The sequence below is a fragment of the Massilia sp. 01N410 genome, assembly GCF_056399665.1.
Genome location: NZ_JBFTRV010000001.1, coordinates 474965 through 492796, shown reverse-complemented (window position 1 = coordinate 492796; position 17832 = coordinate 474965). Strand labels below are relative to the sequence as shown.

Genomic DNA, 17832 nt, shown 5'->3' with positions numbered 1-17832 from the left:
CAATGCCAGTCCAATTTCTCAGGATTGCCGAACGCCCCTGAGTCAGGTACAGAGGACGCCGAAGCGGCGCTTCTCCGGCGCGCACGGCGGCACGTAGGGTCCCAGGGCCGGCTGCCAGCCGTTGCGCAGCCAGACGCGGTCGCTGCCGGACAGCTTGAGGGCGGCTGCCGTCAGCCATTGGTGGGAATTGATCGGGTCGGCGCGCGGCAGCAGCAGGGTCGCCGCCAGCAGACCAAGCAGCAGCGGCTGGGGCTTGCTGTCGCCGGCGCTGCGGGTGTGAGCGATAAAGAGGCCGGCGCAGGCCAGGCCCAGCATGCAGCCGGACACCGCTTCGCTGGCCGAGTGGGCGCCGACCTTGACGCGGGCCGCCGCTACCGCTAGCGCGAGCACGACGCCGGCAAGCACCGCAGCGCGCAACCAGCCGCCTGTGCGCCGGTCCCGGCCACCCGGCCGGGATTCCGTGCGCCGGTCCTCGCGCCTGAAGCCGCGCCTTTCCATCAGCAGGAACAGCGCGACCGGAAAGACGGCAGCGGCGCGCGTCGCATGGCCGGAAAAGCCGGTGAATTCCAGGTCGCGCACGCCGATACCCCAGCCGAGGAAGGCCACCTGGCTGGCCACCGCGATGAACACCGCCCCGCCGAACAGCAGGCACCACGCCAGCGCCAGCCGCCAGCAGCGCGCCCCGACCAGCCAGGCGGCGATGGCGACGGCGAGCAATGCGGTGACGTTCAGGCCGCCGAGGGCGGATAGGTGGTACCACCAGATCATGGCTAGTCGAGGATGTGGATGGGTCGGCTCGACTATAGCGCAGGATGCGCGGACGGGAGAACACGCAGTCGCCCGGCGCCGTGTCAACATCATGACGGCGAACGCGGGAATGACGGTTCTGGGGCTAGGGACTCAGGCGGCCGCCGCCGTCATGCCCGGCACTGCCGGACATCGCTAGAAGCATCATTGACCGCCCCGGCCTGCATCGCCGCCGACAGCACCTGCCCCACCACCCCATCGATGGCCAGCACGCGCGCCGTGCCCGCATGCAGCAGTTCGGCAAACTTTTCGGCCGACAGCGAGAAGGCCTCGCGCCGCCCGGCCCCGGAAAAGATGAACAGCGTGCGCAGTGGGCTGACCCAGGCCAGCTTGACCTTGCGCGCCCCTTCCGCCGTGCGGAATTCGAACCACATGCCGCGCTCCAGGCCGTCCACCGGCGAGATCATCTGCTGGCGCGCCTCTTCCTGTTCGGCGGCCAACTGCTCCAGTTCGACCCGCCGCAGCGCGTCCTGCTGGGCCGCCTCGACGGCCAGTTCCAGCTGGCGTTCCGGCGACAGTTCGATCGGCGCCCGCACGATCGAGGCATGGCATTCGGCCAGGCGGGCGAAGAATTGCAGGCGCTCGGCGTCCTGCCACTTGATCGCATCGAGCCATTTGTTCAGCGTCGACAGCAGGCGCGGCAGCTTGCCGATCAGGGCCTTGCGCTGTTCCTGGGTCTGCTTCGGCTTGACGCTCCAGATCAGGTCGTCCATCGCGCGGGTGGCATTGCCGACCGCGCCCGGCTTGTCTGCCTCGATGCTGTAGGCGAAGGTCATGACCGTGGTCCAGCGCTCTTCGAGGAAACCGCTGACCACCTGTTCGACGTCGCCGGCTTTTACGCGCAAGGCGACGGTGTCGCGCGCGGCGCGGCTCGCGACCTGCAGCTTTTCCTGTTTCAGGGCGCCGGCCACCGGACCGGCCATCGCCCGCTGCTGGGCGTCCTCCTCGGCGGCGATGCCCGCCTCGAGTTCGGCCACGGCTTCGGCGAAGGCGTCAAGACCCGCTTCGCCGCCCCCGCCGACCCGCTCGACGCTGCGCCGCATCACCTGGAACAGCGGATCGTCGGTGTCCTTGCGCTGTTCCCAGCCCATGCGCGACAGCAGGTCGACCAGGCGCCGCGCCGGATGCGCTTCCTCGAAGAAGAAGTTCTTGTCCAGCAGGGCCGCCTTCAGCACCGGTACCTGCAACAGCTGCAGCAGCTCGCGGGTCTGGGACGGGATGCTGTCGTCCAGCAGCACGGTCTCGAACACGCGCGACAGCAGGCCGAGGGTGCTTTCGTCGCCGCGCGACAGGCTGCCCTTCGGCAGGCTCTGTGCGAAGCGCGGCAGGTAGAACACATTGTGCGGCAACGTGCCGGCCACGGCCGGGACCATGCCTGCGGGCGGCGCCTGCCCCTGGACCTGGGCCTGCAGGGTCGGCTCGACGCGCGCCAGCAGTTCCAGCAGCGGCGCGACCTGGCCCGGGACCAGGATGGCGCCGTCCTGCGGCATGCCGGAAACGCGCGGCAGCCCGGCGATCGGTGCCAGGCCGGCAGAGACCGGGACGGCGCCGGCGGCTTGCGCGCCAAAGGAAGCGGCCGCGCCTGCGAAGGAAGCATCGCCGCCGCTCACTGCCAAGCTCACCGGCTGCACACCCGGGCTTGCGCCCTGATGCGCCGCGGCCGCAAAGCCCGGCGCCGGCCTCGCCTCGCCCTTCTCTTCCGACGCCTGGGCCTGAGCGAAGCCGGCCGCCGCGCTGGGCCGCCAGCCGCCGGTCCCCGCCGGCATCTCGGGCAGATCGGGAATCAGCGGCACCGCCGGCAGGCCGTCGCCATCGTCGCCGAACAGCTTGCGCAGCTGCTCGGCCAGCGCCGCCTTGCCGCTGGCGCGCGCCGCACGGGCAGCCGCCGCGTCGTCGGTCTTCTGGATGCGGTAAGCCTCGACCGAGCCGGGCTGGCCGTCCTTGCGGGTCAGGGCCTCGACCAGGGCTTCGTAGAGGGGCGCGAAATCGAAGACCAGTTCGGGCCGCAGCAGGCCCCGGATCAGGTCGTGGCACTCTTCTTCCGGCTCGAACTCGCGCCAGGCTTCTTCCAGCGCCTTCAGGAAGACTTCCGGGCGGAAGGGATTCGCGTCGGCGCGCAGCACGCCCTTGCCCAGCAAGAGGCCGAGGCGGACCGAGAGGGTCGCCAGCTGCTCGGAATGGGCGATGTCGAAGGGACGGGTGATGGCACCGAAAGCGACCTTGCCGTCCATGACCTCGAGCGGCACCAGGCTGAGTGTGGCGGGAGCGGCCTTGCCGGCGGCATGCTGGGGCCGCAGGCGCTCGAGTTCCTGGCGCAGGGCGAGTTCGATGCCGGTGCTGGCCAGGTGGAAGAAGGCGTAGCTGTTTTCCTTGAGCAGCTTGCCGGAGCGTACGCGCCGGTAGACTTCGCGCGTGTCCAGGCCGGGCTGGTCGACGTCCGCCAGGGCCGCGCCGAAGCGGCCTATCATCGGCGTAAGCCGCTCCTTGAGCTGGCCGGCTGCGATACCGACGAGCGACTCCAGCACCGCCTGCTGCTGGGAGGCGGCCTGACGCGCTGCCGGACTCTGGACTCGGCTGGATGACATGGTGGATGGTGGCTGCTGTGGCTTGCTTCCTGCTATTGTGGCACATAATTTCCACATAGCAACCACATTCTGCAGCTCGTGGCGCCGGCGGCGCTTCACAAGAGCCGCCGCCGATGCAAGCCGGCAGGCATGCCAACAAAAACAAACATGCTACTGTCGAGCTAACTCAGCATTAGAAAATTGGCACTTAACGATAAGGAAAGCAATTTTCTGGAATAAATTTCGCTCCATGGCAGGAATTATTGGAAGTTTATTCTTTATCGATAGGTCTAATTCCTACAAGACCACACGACGTGATCCGATACCACATCTACTGCCGGGCTCGCATTATTGCAATACCGGAAACGCTAACGCTTCGGTAAGCAAGACTTTCCAATTTTAGAAAGGAATGATCATGGCTAACAACAGTAAATCGGGCAACCAGGGCGGCTCCCACGAGCAGCACGTGAAGGCAGGCCAGCAGAGCCACAAGAATGACGGCAACAAGCAGTCGGGTTCGGGCTCGGGCTCGCGTTCGGGCGGTTCGGGCGGCACCCGTGGCGGCACCCCGGAGCAGCATGCGGAAGCAGGCCGTCAAAGCCACAAGAATGACGGTAACAAGCAGTCGGGTTCGGGCTCGGGTTCGCGCTCGGGCAGCACCCGTGGCGGCACCCCCGAGCAGCATGCCGCTGCCGGCCGCCAGAGCCACAAGAACGACGGCAACCGCTAATCTGGCAGATACAAGCCGGCCTAGGCGGTAAGTAAGCGGGCCCGGGATGGGAAACCATCCCGGGCCCTGTCGTTTTCAGATATTGCGCAGCGGCGCGCCCTTCGGCGGCGCGAAGTCCTTCACTTCGTTGACCAGGCCGGAGGTCTTGGCGTCGCGTCCGTTCAGGTGCAGGTCGCCGTACTGGTGGATGCCCCACTGCTCCGGCGTGAGTTCGATGTGCTTGCGCAGGATCGACTCGGTGCGGGCATCGTCGGCGCGCAGGCCTTCGACGATGATGTTGAGGGCGTCCGGACGCGAACCCGGCGAGGCGGTCGCATGCGACTTATGGATCATGAAGCGCGCCGTCTCGCTGGCGTAGCGGCGGGTCCCGGAGAGGAACAGGATCACGGCGATCGAGGCCACCGCGCCGCCGTTGTACATGACGAACTGGACCGGTGCATTGGCCAGGAAGTTGTACAGGCACAGACCGTCGCTGACATAGCCGCCGTTCGACTGCAGCAGCACGTGGGCGGTCTCGATGCCGTCCTCGGTCATCTCCGCAACCGCCTCGAAGACGCGATGCACCATATCGCTGTTGACGTCACCGGACAGCGTGAACCACGCCTCCTTTTGCTGTTTTACTTGATCTTCGCTCATAGTGGGTCTCTTCTGTCACAAGGGTCATAGGCCAAGTGTAACAAAGGACGGGTTTTTGCCCGTATGGACGCACTGCAATAGTGCGCGCCCCTCGCCTGCCGCACGCTTTCCCGCGCCGAAGGCCCCCTCTGATTGACTTCCCTGCACGCCTCGCATATCCTTCGCAGTCTTGACCGGGAGAGCGCAGCGCAGGCTGCCGCCGAAGGGGCATCACCCGAAAACTCTCAGGCAACCGGACCGGTCGGGGGACACAGCGCTAATGCACGATGCAAGCGCCGTGGACCAACTCTGGAGAGCGGCCCAGGCGGGCCCACCGAAGGGGCAGGCGGTTTCGACCGCTATCTCTCAGGTACCGAGGACAGAGGGGTGCGACATGCATGTGGAATGTTTCCACGTGCCTGAACCCTATTCAATCTGTCCGAGGATCTCACGCCATGACGCTCAAAGCGACCCCGCTCAATTCCGCACACCGCTCCCTGGGAGCCAAGATGGTCGACTTTGGGGGCTGGGACATGCCCGTCAACTACGGTTCCCAGATCGAGGAACACAATGCCGTCCGCCTTGATGCCGGCATGTTCGACGTCTCCCACATGTGCGTGGTCGACCTGCACGGCGCCAATGTGCGCGCCTTCCTGCGCGGCCTGCTGGCGAATAACGTCGACAAGCTGCAGACCTCGGGCAAGGCCCTGTACTCCTGCATGCTGAATCCGGAAGGCGGCGTGATCGACGACCTGATCGTCTACTTCTTCCGCGAAGACTGGTTCCGCCTGGTCGTCAACGCCGGCACCGCCGAGAAGGACATCGCCTGGATCCGCCAGCAGAACGACGCCACCGGCAGCGGCCTCACCATCACCCCGCGCCGCGCCGACCTGTCCGCTGACGGCATCGCCCTGATCGCCGTCCAGGGCCCGAACGCCCGCGCCAAGGTCTGGCAGGTGCTGCCGGCCACCCAGGCCGCGTCAAGCGAGATGAAGCCTTTCAACGTCACGATCGTGGACGGCACCCCGTTCGGCGAAGTGATGGTGGCGCGCACCGGCTACACCGGCGAAGACGGTTTCGAGATCGGCGTGCCGGCTTCGCAGGCCGAAGCCCTGTGGAACGCCCTGCTGGCAGCCGGCGTCAAGCCGGCCGGCCTCGGCGCCCGCGACACCCTGCGCCTGGAAGCCGGCATGAACCTGTACGGCCAGGACATGGACGATGGAGTCTCCCCGCTCGACGCCGGCCTGGCCTGGACCGTCGACCTGGCATCGGAGCGCGACTTCATCGGCAAGGCAGCCCTGCAGCAAAAGGGCCAGCAGCAGAACTTCGTCGGCCTGATCCTGCGCGAAAAAGGCGGCATCCTGCGCGCCCACCAGAAGGTCGTGGCAAGCTCGGGCAACGCCGGCGAGATCACCAGCGGCACCTTCAGCCCCAGCATGCAGCAGGCGATCGCACTGGCGCGCGTGCCGGTCGAGGTGCAGGTGGGCGACACCGTGCACGTCGAAATCCGCGACAAGAAACTGGCCGCCTCGGTGGTCAAGCTGCCGTTCGTGCGCAACGGCAAAGTGCTGGCTTCCTGATTCGCAGCCCGCAAAGAACAACGTATACTTACAGCCTCATTTCTCATTAGGAGCCATGCATGAACATCCCAGCCGACCTGAAATACACCGAGTCCCACGAGTGGGTCCGTCAAGAAGCTGACGGCACCGTTACCGTCGGCATCACCGAATACGCACAGGACGCGCTGGGCGACATCGTGTTCGTCGAACTGCCGCAGGTCGGCAAGACCTTCACCGCCGGCGACGACGCCGCCGTGGTCGAGTCGGTCAAGGCCGCCAGCGACATCTACGCCCCGGTCTCGGGCACCGTCACCGCCGTCAACCAGGCCACCGCCGACGCTCCGGACTCGATCAACGCCGACGCCTATGGCGCCTGGCTGTTCAAGCTGCAGCCGAGCGATCCGAATGCGATCAACGGCCTGCTGGATGCCGCGGCTTACGGCAAGACCACTGAAGGTTAATTACCCCCGTTTCCGCAGCCCCCACGTCGTTCCCGCGTATGCGTCTCGCTGCGCGGGAACGTCGTTGATCACTCCCGCCTCGATTCCTCTTTTTCGACTTCCGCCATGACCCGCACCAGCCTGACCCAACTCGAAGCACGCGATGGCTTCATCCCGCGCCACATCGGTCCGTCCGACGCCGAACAGGCAGCCATGCTGTCCGCCCTCGGCTACCAGAGCCGCGCCGCCCTGATCGATGCCGTCGTTCCCGCCAACATCCGCCGCAAGGACAAGCTGGAACTCGGCCAGTTCTTCGAGCCGCTGCCCGAGCAGGCCGCGCTGGCGAAGCTGAAGAGCATCGCCTCGCAGAACAAGGTCATGAAGTCGATGATCGGCCAGGGCTACTATGGCACCTTCACCCCGCCGGTCATCCTGCGCAACATCTTCGAAAACCCGGCCTGGTATACCGCCTACACCCCGTACCAGCCGGAGATCTCGCAGGGCCGCCTGGAAGCGATCCTGAACTTCCAGCAGGTGATCACCGACCTGACCGGCATGGGCATCGCCAACGCCTCGATGCTGGACGAAGGCACCGCCGCCGCCGAAGCGATGACGCTGATCCAGCGCGTCGGCAAGTCGGCCTCGAAGGTCTTCTACGTCGCCGACGACGTGCTGCCGCAGACCCTCGAAGTGGTGCGCACCCGCGCCACCCCGATCGGCGTCGAAGTGCGCACCATTGCCGCCGCCGACATCGAGAACCTGACTGAAACCTGCTTCGGCGTGCTGCTGCAGTACCCGGGCGTGAACGGCGACGTGCGCGACTACCGCAACGCCTGCGAGAAGCTGCATGCGATGGGCGCGATGGTCGTGGTCGCGGCCGACCTGCTGGCCCTGACCGTGCTGACCCCGCCGGGCGAATGGGGCGCCGACGTCGTGGTCGGCAACAGCCAGCGCTTCGGCGTGCCGCTCGGTTTCGGCGGCCCGCACGCCGGTTACCTGGCCACCCGCGACGACTACAAGCGCAGCATGGCTGGCCGCCTGGCCGGCGTCACCGTCGACGCCCAGGGCAACAAGGCATTCCGCCTGGCGCTGCAGACCCGCGAACAGCACATCCGCCGCGAAAAGGCGACCTCGAACATCTGTACCGCACAGGTGCTGCTGGCCGTGATGGCCTCGATGTACGCGATCTACCACGGCCCCGAGGGCCTGGCTAGAATCGCCCGCCGCGTGCACCGCTACACCGGCATCCTGGCAGCAAGCCTGCAGAGCCTCGGCTACCAGCTGGTCAACGAGACCTTCTTTGACACCCTGACGGTCATCACCGACAAGGCCGATGACGTGCACCGCATCGCCGTCGAGAACGGCGTCAACCTGCGCCGCATCGATGCCCGCCACGTCGGTCTGTCGCTGGACGAGACCACCGGCCGCGAAGAAATCGAAGTGCTGGCGAAGATCTTCGGCGAAGCCGCCGGCAAAGCCGCCACCGTCGATTTCGACAGCCTGGACAGCGACGCCACCGACGCCTTCCCTGCATCGCTGAGCCGCACCAGCGCCTACCTGACCCACCCGACCTTCCACCGCTACCACGCCGAGCACGAGATGCTTCGCTACCTGCGTTCGCTGGCCGACAAGGACCTGGCGCTGGACCGCACCATGATCCCGCTGGGTTCGTGCACCATGAAGCTGAACGCGACCTCGGAGATGATCCCGGTCACCTGGCCGGAATTCTCGAACATCCACCCCTTCGCACCGGACGAGCAGACCGTCGGCTACCGCGAGATGATCGGCCAGCTCGAGCAGATGCTGTGCGCCGTGACCGGCTACGCCGGCGTGTCGCTGCAGCCGAACGCCGGCTCGCAGGGCGAGTACGCGGGCCTCCTGATCATCAAGAAGTACCATGAGTCGCGCGGCGAAGGCCATCGCAACATCTGCCTGATCCCGTCCTCGGCCCACGGCACCAACCCGGCATCGGCCAGCATGGTCGGCATGCAGGTGGTGGTCACCGCCTGCGACGAGAACGGCAACGTCGACCTGGAAGACCTGAAGAAGAAGGCCGAACAGCACAGCGCCAACCTGGCCTGCGTGATGGTCACCTACCCGTCGACCCACGGCGTATTCGAGGAAGGCATCAAGGAACTGTGCGAGATCGTGCATGCGCACGGCGGCCAGGTCTATGTGGACGGCGCCAACATGAACGCCCTGGTCGGCGTGGCCGGCCCCGGCATCTTCGGCGGCGACGTCAGCCACCTGAACCTGCACAAGACCTTCTGCATCCCGCACGGCGGCGGCGGTCCGGGCGTCGGCCCGGTGGCGGTGGGCGCCCACCTGGTGCCGTTCCTGCCGAACCATGTGTCGACCGGCTACCAGCGCGAAGGTTCGGACACCGCAGCCGGCATCGGCGCCGTCAGCGCCGCGCCTTACGGCTCTGCCTCGATCCTGCCGATCTCGTGGATGTACATCGCGATGATGGGCGCCGAAGGCCTGACCGCGGCCACCGAGACCGCGATCCTGAATGCCAACTACATCGCACGCCGCCTGGCCCCGCACTACCCGGTGCTGTACACCGGCCACGACGGCCTGGTCGCGCACGAATGCATCATCGACCTCCGTCCGCTGCAGGAAAAGACCGGCATCAGCAACGAAGACGTGGCCAAGCGCCTGATGGACTTCGGCTTCCACGCCCCGACCATGAGCTTCCCGGTGCCGGGCACGCTGATGATCGAGCCGACCGAGTCGGAGTCGAAGGTCGAGCTGGACCGCTTCATCGAGGCGATGATCACCATCCACGCCGAGATCGTGAAGGTCGAGCGCGGCGAGTACGACCGCATGGACAACCCGCTGAAGGGTGCGCCGCACACCGCCGAAGTCGTCACCGCCGACGACTGGAAGCACGGCTACTCGCGCGAAGTGGCCGCCTTCCCGGTGCCGTCGCTGCGCAAGCGCAAGTACTGGCCGCCGGTCGGCCGCGCCGACAACGTGTATGGCGACCGTAACCTGTTCTGCGGCTGCGCACCGATCGAGGATTATGAATAAAACTTAATCCTTGCCCCTCCGGCTGCTGGCCAGCCGGAGATAGGGATGCCCGGGGCTGCCGGGGCGCTTGTAAGGCGCTCCTGCAGCCCCGTTTTCATTGGCGTCTTCGTCGGCCGCGATCTGCACCGCCTCGTCCAGCCGGAACGCCGCCACCGCCTGCGACAGGCTGAGCGCCTGCTGCTGCAGGGTGCGCGCGGCCAGCGCCGCCTCTTCCACCATCCGCGTGCCCTGCTGGGTGAGCTCGTCCATGCGCACGATCGCCTGGTTCACGCCCGCCAGGTTCTCGGCGCGCGCGGCGCTGCTGCTGCCGATGCGGTTGACGATGTCGCCGACCTCCTGCACCGAGCTGGCCAGGTTCGCCATGCTGGAGCCGGCGTCGAGCGCAATCCCGGTACCGCCCTCGATCGCCGCCATCGCTTCGCGCGCCAGTTCGCGCGCCTCGCGGGCGTCCGCCACCGCGCGGCCGGCCAGCGCCCTCACCTCGCAGGCAGCCTGGGCGAAGCGCCAGGCTTGCGGGCCTCCCTCGGCCGCCTCGACCGCCGCGCCGAGGGCCAGGCTGCCGGCCTGGCCGCAGGCGATCTCGATCGCCTCGCCGATCTCGTCAAGGCGGGTGGCGGAGCGGCGCACGGTTTCGAGGGTCGCCACCAGCCGGTGCACCACGCTGCCGCCCTGCTGGGCCGCGCTGCTTGCCGCTTCGGTCAGCCGGTTGGCATGGCGCGCCGAGTCGGCGGTTTCCATCATCGCCGCCGCCAGGTCCTGCATCGAGGTCGCGGTCTGTTCCAGCGATGCGCGCACGCCGGCGCGCGCCGGCAGTCCGGCGCGGCCGAGGGCGATCTCGCGCGAAGCCGAGCCGATCGAGCGCGCCGATTCCAGGATCGTCCTCAGCGACAGGTTCAGGCTGCGGATGCTGTCGTCCAGCGCGCGCGAGGTGGCGGCGATCTCGTCGTCGCCGTCGACCCGGGCGCGCACCGTCAGGTCGCCGCTGGCCAGGCTGCTGGCGGCCGCTTCGATGGCGCCGACCTCGCCCAGCAGCGAGCGCCGCACCGCCATCGTGATCGCCAGCGACGCGGCGATCGATAGGACGATCACGATCGGCATCAGGATCGCGATCGCCCTGAAGTCGTCCGCCGCCTCGCTCGATGCCTGTTCCGACAGCTCCTGCTCGCGGCGCGCCAGCTCGGTCAGGCGCTCGGCCACCACGCCGAAGGCGCGCTCCGCCCTGGTCATTGCGCTGGCGCTGATCGACTGGTCTTCACGGGCGATCTCGATCACGTCGTCCACCGCGGCCACGTACAGGCGCCAGGCGCCGGCGGCCTGCTCGACATAGCGCAGTTCGGCCTCGCGATGGCGCGCCGCGCCGTCCCGAACCAGGCGTGCCAGGCCGGCAAAGCCGCGGCCGATGTTCTCATGCTGCCGGCGGACCTCGCCCACCAGCGGCTCGACGCGGGTACGCGGAAAGCTGCCGCTGATCCAGGCCAGGATCTGGTAGGCTTGGGCATGGGCCTTCTGCGCCGACGCCACCAGGTTCGAGGCCGCCCGCATATGGGTGGCGCGCTGCTGGACGATGGTGTCGAGGGAATCGTTCTGGCGCAGCATCGCGAGATAGGCGCCGCAGGAGAGGAGTACCAGCAGCACCAGTACAACGCCGGGCGCCAGCAGCAGCTTGGGGCCGATCCGCAGTCGGGCCAGCATCTCAGCGGACTTCCGGATGAGAAGTTGCAAGCGTCATGGTCTCCTCCCAGTGAACAATGTCGCTCAACCATTTCTGGTAAGCACGAAATAGACGTGCATTGAGGCAATCTACGCTGTCCGGCACAATGACAGTTGCGATAACTCAAACAGCCGGGTTCGGAAAGGAATCACATGAAACGTTCGAAAGGCGCCGCCGCCCTGCTGTCGGCGCTGGTCTTCCCCGGTGTCGGCCAGTGGTATCTGAGCCGCCGCCGCCTGGCCCTGCTGTTCGCCGTACCGGCCCTGGTGGCCGGCTTCGTCTATTTCGATTTCGCGCTGGAGGAGGCAAATGCGGTGGCCGGCCAAGTGCTGTCGGGTTCGGTGCCGCTGGATCCGGCGGCGATTGCGGCGAAGGTCGATGCACAGCCGACTTCCTGGGCGGTGACGCTCAGCGGCTGGGTGTTCGTGGTGTGTTGGGTGGGCAGTGTGGTGGAGGCGCTGCTTCACAAACCGCGGCCGTAAACCAAGGGTGGGGTGATTCAGGCCAGTGGCCTGAATCACGTGCCCACGCAAACGCCGCCATGTCGCAAACGTCCGCGTGGACACGGAGTGCCCACCCTACCGATACATGGTCGGCTTAGTCCAGCTTCGCCGCGTGCTCGCGCGTCGCGTGGAACTGCAGCTTCGGCCAGCGCTCCTGGGTCAGGCGCAGGTTGACGCCGGAGGTGGCCAGGAAGGCCAGGTTGCCGGCGGCGTCGTAGGCCACCTGCGGCGCCAGCGCGGTCTCGAAGTCGGCCAGCGCCTTCTTGTCGTCGCTGGAGACCCAGCGCGCGCTGCTGATGCTGGAGCCTTCGAACACGGCGTCGACGCCATACTCGTTCAGCAGGCGGCTGGCGACCACCTCGAACTGCAGCACGCCGACCGCGCCCAGGATCAGCTCACTGCCCATGACCGGCTTGAACACCTGTACGGCGCCCTCTTCGCCCAGCTGCTGCAGGCCCTTGTGCAGCTGCTTCATCTTCAGCGGGTTACGGATACGCACGGTGCGGAACAGGTCCGGCGCAAAGTAGGGGATGCCGGTGAAGGTCAGCAGTTCGCCTTCCGAAAAGCTGTCGCCGATCTGCATATTGCCGTGGTTCGGCAGGCCGATGATGTCGCCGGCGTAGGCTTCCTCGACCTGTTCGCGGCTGGAGGCCATGAAGGTCACCACGGACGACAGTTTCACTTCGCGGCCCAGCCGCAGGTGCTTGACCTTCATGCCCTTTTCGAAACGTCCCGAGCAGACGCGCAGGAAGGCGATGCGGTCGCGGTGGGCCGGGTCCATGTTCGCCTGGATCTTGAAGACGAAGCCGGAGAAGGGCTGCTCGTCCGGCTTCACGGCGCGCACGGTGGCGTCGCGCTCGCGCGGGGCCGGGGCCCAGTCGATCAGCGCCGACAGGATCTCGCGCACGCCGAAGTTGTTGATCGCGGAACCGAAGAACACCGGGGTCTGCACGCCGGACAGGAAGCGCTCCAGGTCGAACACGTGCGAAGCGCCGTGGACCAGCTCCACTTCCATCTTCAGCTGCTCGATCTCCATCGGGAACATCTCGGCCAGGCGCGGGTTGTCGATGCCCTTGATGATCTCGTAGTCGCCGTCGGCCTTTTCCTCGCCGGCCTTGAACAGCATGATCTCGTCCTTGAGCAGGTGATACACGCCGCGGAAGTTCTTGCCCATGCCGATCGGCCAGGTCACCGGCGCGCACTCGATCTTCAGCACCGACTCGACCTCGTCGAGCAGTTCCAGCGGATCGCGGGTCTCGCGGTCCATCTTGTTCATGAAGGTGACGATCGGGGTCGCGCGCATGCGGCAAACATCCAGCAGCTTGATCGTCTGCTCTTCCACGCCCTTGGCGGCGTCGATCACCATCAGGGCCGAGTCGACCGCGGTCAGCACGCGATAGGTATCTTCCGAGAAGTCCTGGTGGCCCGGGGTGTCGAGCAGGTTGATCACGTGATCGCGGAACTCGAACTGCATCACCGACGAGGCGACCGAGATGCCACGCTGCTTCTCGATGTCCATCCAGTCGGAGGTTGCATGACGGCCGCTCTTGCGGCCCTTGACGGTACCGGCCAGCTGGATCGCGCCCGAGAACAGCAGGAGCTTTTCGGTGAGCGTGGTCTTGCCGGCGTCGGGGTGGGAAATGATGCCGAAGGTGCGGCGGCGCTGGACCTCGCGCGCGATCTGCGCGGCGGTTTTGGCCGAGGGAGTAACGGCGATATCGTCGCCCGTTTCAGGCGTACTTGCTGCGGTTTCGTTGGACATGGTCTCGCCTTCGCGGCGCTTTGCATAAACCCTCGATTTTACCGAGTCTCATGCGGTTTGTCTTGAAATCCGCTGTAGGACAAGTCGGGCTTCCCGCTTGGCGACTTATAAATTTTTCGTTAACCAGGGAAAACGCCGATGCCATGCCCTATGTTCCTGACGAACTCATGGGGAGTCGAATCGTTGCCGGATCGGCTTATACGGCTGAGCGCGAAAACGTTTTAATGCAGTTTGGCCATTTCCAGGTGGCTAAAACTATCCTGCTTTGAATGTTTCTCTCTAGTAGGACTGGACTGACAAAACATCATGCATAGAACCTACATGGGGGCGACGACTAGTCTTATGTTCGGCAAGAGACTATGGCAATAAAGTACACACATCGCGATGAGGAAACCCATCCAACAGTCGCACCCCACGAAGTACCCGATGTAAGACAGAGATAACGAGGACAATATGAATAACGCTCAACTTGGTGTTGCCGCCCAGAAGGCCCAGCCGGTCAACCAGATTCCCGCCTCCGCCGAGGAATTCAAAGTGGCGTCCCGTCCGGTCGTCAGCTACAGCGGCACCCAACAAAATGAGTTGCTGGCAGCCCTGCCAAGACTAGACCTGGAAACCCTGTTTGAGCACCTGGAACTGGTTCCGCTGCCCTTTGGCAAGGAACTGTTCGAATTCGGCAGCAAACTCGAATACGTTTATTTTCCCACCACCGCCATCGTCTCCCTGCTGTACGTGATGGAAGACGGCGCCACCACCGAGATCGCCGTGGTCGGCCATGAAGGCGCGGTCGGTGTGTCGCTGTTCATGGGCGAACGCGCTACCTGCAGCGCCGTGGTCCAGAGCGCCGGCTATGGCTACCGCCTGAAAACCCAGTACCTGCGCGACGCCTTCAACAAGGGCGGCGCCCTGCCCCAGCTGCTGATGCGCTACACCAATGCCCTGTTCGCCCAGATGGCCCAGAACGCCGTCGGCGGCCGCCACAGCTCGATCGAACAGAAACTGTGCCGCTGGCTGCTGGACCGTCTGGACCGTTCGGCCAGCAACGAGCTGAAAGTGACGCAGGAACTGATCTCCATCATGCTGGGCGTGCGCCGCGAAAGCATCACCGCCGCCGCCGGCAAGCTGCAGGACGAAGGCCTGATCCAGTACCGCCGCGGCAACATCACCGTGCTGAACCGCCAAGGCCTGGAAGATTACGCCGGCGAGTGCTACAAGGTTGCTAAGAGCGAGTATGACCGTCTGCTGATGGATGTGGCGCGTGCATGAGCGCAGGCGGCCCCGGATCCCTCTGACCACCACCCAATGCCAGCGCTGCCGGCGCCGGAACCGCCACTGAGACGGTTCCCGCCGGTTCGGCGCCAGGCGGTTCCAGCGGCACCCAAGCCTGTACGCAGGTGCCCACGCCGTTCACTCCCCGTTCCACCTTCAGTGTTCCGTTCAGCAGAAGTGCACGTTCGCGCATGCCCAGCAGGCCGTGCGACTTCGTGCGCCGCATCGCATCCGGCGGAATGCCGACGCCGTCGTCGCTGACTTCCAGCGCCAGTCCCTCGCCTTCGCGCGCCAGGTGCACGACCACGTGGCGCGCCTGCGCGTACTTGGCGATATTGTTCAGCGATTCCTGGGCGATGCGGAACAGCGCGATCGCCTGCATCGGCCCAGCGCTGTCGGCTTCCGGGTCGATCAAGGCTTCGCAGTCCAGGCGCGTGGCGCGCGCGTAATCCTCGCAATAGCTCTGCAACGCCGCCGCCAGGCCCAGGTTGTCCAGCAGGCTGGGCCGCAGGTCTTCGACGATGCGCCGCTTCAGTTGCACGGTCTCGATCAGGGTCTTGCGCGCGAAGCCGAGGGCCGCGGCCTGCTCCGGATGCGTCTCCTTCAATTGCTCGCCGACCGTCGACAGGTACATGCCGATGGCGGTCAGGTTGGCGCCCATCTCGTCGTGCAGCTCGCGCGCCAGGCGTGCCTTTTCTTCTTCCGACACGCTGATCAGGTGGCGCGACAATACCGACAGTTGTTCGGTACGGGACGCCACCAGGGATTCGAGCTGGTCGTTGGTCTGCTCCAGGGCGTGCTGGGCGTGCAGGCGCAGGCGGAAGCCGCGCCGGATCAGGTTATAGAACAGCAGCAGGACGGCGATGGCGGCGATGTTGGTGCCCAGCCCCAGCAGGGCCGTGCGCTGGTAGCGGTCGTAGAAGGCGGCGCCGCGCGCGGCCAGCAGCTCGTTCTGCTCGCCCGTCATGATGACCACCTGCAGCCGGATCTCATCCATCTGGGTCGGGTCTTCCTGGGTGCGGGCGATCGCGATGATGTCCTTCAGGCCGCCGTGGCGGTAGACCTCGAGGGCCTGGTTCATCAGGTCCATGCGGCGCCGCACCAGGGTCTGCAGCTGCGCCAGGTTCTTGAGCTGGGAGGGATTGTCGGCCAGCAGGTCCTTGAGCACGCCGATCTGGCCGTCCAGCTCGTGCTCGGCGGTGCGCAACGGGCCGAGATAGGTGTCGGAACCGGACAGGAAATAGCCGCGCAGCCCGCTGTCCGCATCGGTGACGAGCAGGTTCACATACTGCAGCCGGGCGGACACGCGGTCGGCCTGCGCCTGCCTGGTATTGGCCTCCTTCAGGCCGTCGAGGTTGCGCATCAGGCTGACGGCGTTCAGCACCAGGATCAGCACGCAGACCGCACACAGCAGAGTCTGGTACAAGGGCAGGCTGCGGCCCGGCTTGAACGCGGGGTCGGTACTGAAATACATCCTTGAACGATCCTCTCACGCAGCGACGATGTGCGGAATTATAGACTGAGGGAAATTGCTGTGCAGCGCGCTAGAGGTGGCGTGCGGAGAGGTGTGGCGGGAGGACGACGCGGCAGGCGCGCCGCCCTCCGTACTGCTGAAGCCGACTCTTCAGTCGAGCAGGTTGTTCTTCATGGCGTAATAGGTCAGGTCGCTGTTCGACTGCAGGCCCATCTTTTCCATGATGCGCGTGCGGTAGGTCGAGACGGTCTTGATCGACAGCGACAGCGCATTGCCGATATCGGACACGGTTGCGCCCTTGGCCAGGCGCAGGAAGACCTGGAATTCGCGGTCCGACAGCTCGGTGTGCAGGGCCGTGTTGGGGTCGCGGTCGAAGCTCTGGGCCAGCAGTTCGCCGACCTGGGAGCTGACATAACGGCGGCCCTGGTAGACGGTACGCACGGCGGTCTTGAGCTCGTCGGCGTCGCACTCCTTGTTCAGGTAGCCGTTGGCGCCCATCTTGAACAGGTTGAGCGCGTACTGCTGGGCCGGGTAACCCGACAGGATCAGGACCGGCAGGTTCGGCTGGCCCTGACGGATCGTGCGCAGGATGTCGATGCCGCTCTGGTCGGGCATCGCAATATCCAATAGCAGCACGTCGCAGATCTCACGACGTGCGATGTCGAGGGCTTCGCGCCCGGTCGCACCCTCGGCGACGACTTCGAAATCGCCGGAGGACGAAAAAATCTGCTTGAAACCTGCTCGAACTATCTGGTGATCGTCACAAATGGCAACGCGTATCATTGTCTTCCCTTAGATTTTTCCTGAGGCAGGAAAGAGCCGACGCCGACATCCGCGCCTGCAACGGCAAGCGTTTGAGTCAGCAAAATAAGCAAGTGACATTCTAGCACCTCCTAGGTGCAGAACAACAGGAGCACGAATACTTGAGCCCGATACCTGACGATCCCGGTTCAGGCTGCCGGCGCCCCGTGCTTCAGGATGGCGAGGATGCTGTGCAATTCCTCGCGCAGCAGCTCCGGGGCGATGGTCGGCACCGGTGGTTCGGGCGGCACTGGCGGCGGCAGCTCGGCCTCCTCGACCTGGGCGCCACGGCCGTCGAGGCGGTTGCGGGCGCCGCTGATCGTGAAGCCCTGCTCGTACAACAGCTCGCGGATACGCCGGATCAACAGCACTTCGTGGTGCTGGTAATAGCGGCGGTTTCCACGGCGTTTGACCGGCTTTAGCTGGGTAAATTCCTGCTCCCAGTAACGCAGCACATGCGGTTTGACCCCGCACAATTCGCTGACTTCCCCGATCGTGAAATAGCGCTTGGCCGGAATCGGTGGCAATACAGTCAGTTCCATCTTGTTCGGTCGGTCATTCATG

General features: G+C 65.7%; 14 protein-coding genes and 2 riboswitches. Of the genes, 6 read left to right on the top strand and 8 right to left on the bottom strand.

Annotated elements, in window-relative coordinates:
* Positions 1-42: 42 nt before the first annotated feature.
* Positions 43-768 (bottom strand): phosphatase PAP2 family protein, encoded by a 726-nt coding sequence (locus tag AC1DOP_RS02175; protein WP_441934330.1) that lies wholly within the window; start codon positions 766-768, stop codon positions 43-45.
* A 149-nt stretch (positions 769-917) separates the two neighbouring features.
* A complete protein-coding gene (locus AC1DOP_RS02170; protein ID WP_477249525.1) occupies positions 918-3392 on the bottom strand; it encodes a DUF1631 family protein in 2475 nt (824 codons plus the stop codon).
* Between the two features lie 394 nt (positions 3393-3786).
* Between AC1DOP_RS02170 and AC1DOP_RS02165 the strand changes: the two genes are divergently transcribed.
* The gene (locus AC1DOP_RS02165; RefSeq protein WP_060567171.1) at positions 3787-4101 is read left to right on the top strand and encodes a hypothetical protein; all 315 of its coding nucleotides are present in this window, start codon (positions 3787-3789) and stop codon (positions 4099-4101) included.
* A 75-nt stretch (positions 4102-4176) separates the two neighbouring features.
* On the opposite strand, the gene AC1DOP_RS02160 is transcribed toward AC1DOP_RS02165, so the two are convergent.
* The gene (locus tag AC1DOP_RS02160; RefSeq protein WP_477249523.1) at positions 4177-4737 is read right to left on the bottom strand and encodes an ATP-dependent Clp protease proteolytic subunit; all 561 of its coding nucleotides are present in this window, start codon (positions 4735-4737) and stop codon (positions 4177-4179) included.
* A 164-nt stretch (positions 4738-4901) separates the two neighbouring features.
* A riboswitch (glycine riboswitch) is annotated at positions 4902-4987 on the top strand.
* Positions 4988-5015: 28 nt separating this feature from the next.
* Positions 5016-5109, top strand: a riboswitch (glycine riboswitch).
* A 62-nt stretch (positions 5110-5171) separates the two neighbouring features.
* Between AC1DOP_RS02160 and gcvT the strand changes: the two genes are divergently transcribed.
* The 3 genes from gcvT to gcvP all read left to right on the top strand — a co-directional run bounded on the left by gcvT (position 5172) and on the right by gcvP (position 9748).
* Positions 5172-6296: a glycine cleavage system aminomethyltransferase GcvT gene (gene gcvT, locus AC1DOP_RS02155; protein WP_477249521.1), complete on the top strand. Its 1125-nt coding sequence runs from the start codon at positions 5172-5174 to the stop codon at positions 6294-6296.
* 59 nt (positions 6297-6355) lie between these two features.
* Complete coding sequence (gene gcvH, locus AC1DOP_RS02150) at positions 6356-6736, top strand: glycine cleavage system protein GcvH (RefSeq protein ID WP_477249519.1); 381 nt, start codon at positions 6356-6358, stop codon at positions 6734-6736.
* A gap of 105 nt (positions 6737-6841) precedes the next feature.
* Positions 6842-9748: an aminomethyl-transferring glycine dehydrogenase gene (gcvP, locus tag AC1DOP_RS02145; protein ID WP_477249517.1), complete on the top strand. Its 2907-nt coding sequence runs from the start codon at positions 6842-6844 to the stop codon at positions 9746-9748.
* Between the two features lie 3 nt (positions 9749-9751).
* Here the strand turns inward: gcvP and AC1DOP_RS02140 are convergent, their stop codons facing one another.
* Entirely contained in the window at positions 9752-11440 is a 1689-nt protein-coding gene (locus AC1DOP_RS02140; protein ID WP_477249515.1) for a methyl-accepting chemotaxis protein, read from the bottom strand.
* Positions 11441-11611: 171 nt separating this feature from the next.
* Between AC1DOP_RS02140 and AC1DOP_RS02135 the strand changes: the two genes are divergently transcribed.
* The gene (locus tag AC1DOP_RS02135; protein WP_441934316.1) at positions 11612-11941 is read left to right on the top strand and encodes a hypothetical protein; all 330 of its coding nucleotides are present in this window, start codon (positions 11612-11614) and stop codon (positions 11939-11941) included.
* A 115-nt stretch (positions 11942-12056) separates the two neighbouring features.
* Here AC1DOP_RS02135 and AC1DOP_RS02130 read toward each other — a convergent pair whose 3' ends face one another.
* Complete coding sequence (locus tag AC1DOP_RS02130; RefSeq protein WP_441934314.1) at positions 12057-13724, bottom strand: peptide chain release factor 3; 1668 nt, start codon at positions 13722-13724, stop codon at positions 12057-12059.
* Between the two features lie 453 nt (positions 13725-14177).
* Between AC1DOP_RS02130 and AC1DOP_RS02125 the strand changes: the two genes are divergently transcribed.
* On the top strand, positions 14178-14990 hold the full coding sequence (locus AC1DOP_RS02125) for a Crp/Fnr family transcriptional regulator (protein ID WP_441934312.1): 813 nt from the start codon (positions 14178-14180) through the stop codon (positions 14988-14990).
* Here AC1DOP_RS02125 and AC1DOP_RS02120 read toward each other — a convergent pair.
* The 3 genes from AC1DOP_RS02120 to AC1DOP_RS02110 form a co-directional block, all read right to left on the bottom strand.
* Positions 14944-16467 (bottom strand): CHASE3 domain-containing protein, encoded by a 1524-nt coding sequence (locus AC1DOP_RS02120; protein WP_441934310.1) that lies wholly within the window; start codon positions 16465-16467, stop codon positions 14944-14946. The two genes, AC1DOP_RS02125 and AC1DOP_RS02120, sit on opposite strands and share 47 nt — an antisense overlap.
* Positions 16468-16617: 150 nt before the next feature.
* Entirely contained in the window at positions 16618-17250 is a 633-nt protein-coding gene (locus tag AC1DOP_RS02115; protein WP_141837548.1) for a response regulator, read from the bottom strand.
* Positions 17251-17417: 167 nt separating this feature from the next.
* Positions 17418-17831: a MerR family transcriptional regulator gene (locus AC1DOP_RS02110; protein ID WP_477249510.1), complete on the bottom strand. Its 414-nt coding sequence runs from the start codon at positions 17829-17831 to the stop codon at positions 17418-17420.
* Position 17832 lies beyond the last annotated feature (1 nt).

Coding starts and splice junctions, on each gene's coding strand:
- AC1DOP_RS02160 (WP_477249523.1), bottom strand. CDS start 4,737: ATGAGCGAAGATCAAGTAAAACAGCAAAAGGAGGCGTGGTTCACGCTG.
- AC1DOP_RS02165 (WP_060567171.1), top strand. CDS start 3,787: ATGGCTAACAACAGTAAATCGGGCAACCAGGGCGGCTCCCACGAGCAG.
- gcvH (WP_477249519.1), top strand. CDS start 6,356: ATGAACATCCCAGCCGACCTGAAATACACCGAGTCCCACGAGTGGGTC.
- AC1DOP_RS02125 (WP_441934312.1), top strand. CDS start 14,178: ATGAATAACGCTCAACTTGGTGTTGCCGCCCAGAAGGCCCAGCCGGTC.
- gcvT (WP_477249521.1), top strand. CDS start 5,172: ATGACGCTCAAAGCGACCCCGCTCAATTCCGCACACCGCTCCCTGGGA.
- AC1DOP_RS02115 (WP_141837548.1), bottom strand. CDS start 17,250: ATGATACGCGTTGCCATTTGTGACGATCACCAGATAGTTCGAGCAGGT.
- AC1DOP_RS02130 (WP_441934314.1), bottom strand. CDS start 13,724: ATGTCCAACGAAACCGCAGCAAGTACGCCTGAAACGGGCGACGATATC.
- AC1DOP_RS02135 (WP_441934316.1), top strand. CDS start 11,612: ATGAAACGTTCGAAAGGCGCCGCCGCCCTGCTGTCGGCGCTGGTCTTC.
- AC1DOP_RS02175 (WP_441934330.1), bottom strand. CDS start 768: ATGATCTGGTGGTACCACCTATCCGCCCTCGGCGGCCTGAACGTCACC.
- AC1DOP_RS02170 (WP_477249525.1), bottom strand. CDS start 3,392: ATGTCATCCAGCCGAGTCCAGAGTCCGGCAGCGCGTCAGGCCGCCTCC.
- AC1DOP_RS02120 (WP_441934310.1), bottom strand. CDS start 16,467: ATGTATTTCAGTACCGACCCCGCGTTCAAGCCGGGCCGCAGCCTGCCC.
- AC1DOP_RS02140 (WP_477249515.1), bottom strand. CDS start 11,440: ATGCTGGCCCGACTGCGGATCGGCCCCAAGCTGCTGCTGGCGCCCGGC.
- AC1DOP_RS02110 (WP_477249510.1), bottom strand. CDS start 17,831: ATGAATGACCGACCGAACAAGATGGAACTGACTGTATTGCCACCGATT.
- gcvP (WP_477249517.1), top strand. CDS start 6,842: ATGACCCGCACCAGCCTGACCCAACTCGAAGCACGCGATGGCTTCATC.